This is a genomic window from Anoxybacillus thermarum (assembly GCF_000836725.1).
GTDB classification, from domain to species: Bacteria; Bacillota; Bacilli; order Bacillales; family Anoxybacillaceae; genus Anoxybacillus; species Anoxybacillus thermarum.
Map to the genome: position 1 here is coordinate 1 of NZ_JXTH01000127.1, position 1,019 is coordinate 1,019.

Annotated in this window: 1 protein-coding gene and 1 pseudogene; one reads left to right on the forward strand and one right to left on the reverse strand. The window is 60.2% G+C overall.

Annotated elements, in window-relative coordinates:
* Nucleotides 1–543: UPF0236 family transposase-like protein (locus LH47_RS14635; protein WP_043968759.1), on the reverse strand; the 543-nt coding region annotated here is incomplete at its 3' end.
* On the opposite strand from LH47_RS14635, the pseudogene LH47_RS14640 reads away from it, so the two are divergent.
* Nucleotides 519–1,019 (forward strand): annotated as a pseudogene (locus LH47_RS14640) (UPF0236 family transposase-like protein); the annotation flags it as partial. The gene LH47_RS14635 and the pseudogene LH47_RS14640 overlap by 25 nt on opposite strands.

A 1,019-nucleotide genomic window follows, 5' to 3' on the forward strand; every position in this document is an offset into this window, starting at 1 on the left:
CTGCGAACCGTTTCGTTTCCATCCCTCGTGAACCGCCAGGATTTTCTCTTCTTTCGCCCGTTTCCCTTTCCCCTGGCGGGAAATGAACAGCCCATCCGCCTCCACAAACAGCACTCGGCCGTGCCGTTGGGAAACAGGGTGGTGCAGCGAGACAGGGGCCTCCAGCACCAGTTGGCGAATCGCCTCGTGGCTTAGGACCGCATACCCCACGATCGACTCCAACGTACGGGCCGCTTTGCGGTAGGAAGGGCACTCTACGGCCAACTCGACCGCCGTTTCCTCGAGGCAAGGGCTGATCGACTGCGCTCCATCAAAGCCCAGTTCGGCATCCAGCAAGAAGGTATACGCCCCCGCCTGCCGATCATAGTAGTAGTTCCGTCGAAACGTCACTTCTCCAAACAGCGTTTGGATCGTGGTCGGCCGTTTGTCTTTCAGCTGATACCGGCGCTTGTCCCGCGCTTCCGCCAGTTGTTGATCAATCTCCTCCAAAAGGGCCGCCAACAAGACAGCGAACACCTTTTGAAGAGTGGCTGATGAACGAATATGCCTATGACCCGTGCCGGGACCTTTTGATCATCAACGGCGACGCGGCGTCGTGGATCACAGCCTGCCGGGAGCATTTTGGAAAGCGAGCCTGCTTTCAGCTGGATCGATTTCATGTGGCGCGGGAGCTGCGTCAGTGTCTGTCCGGCCATCCGCGTTGGCGGGAGGTGCGGAAGAAGCTGGCGAAACAAGACGAAGGGGGGCTTCTGGTGGAGCTGAACAGCGCGGTCGGCACGTTGGAGGACGAAGCGAAAGAGAAGCAGATGGCTGCCATGATCCGTCGGATCGAGTCGATGCCGGGATGCATCCGGGACTATCGGGAGTGGCTGTCGGAGCAAGGGGTGGAGACGACCGGCATGCGTCCGATGGGCCACGCCGAGAGCGTGATGAGCCGGTTTGCGCATCGGGTGAAATCCCGCCGCAGCTGGAAAGACCAAGGGCTTCGGGCGTTTCTGAGGGCGATGGCAGCCCGAATC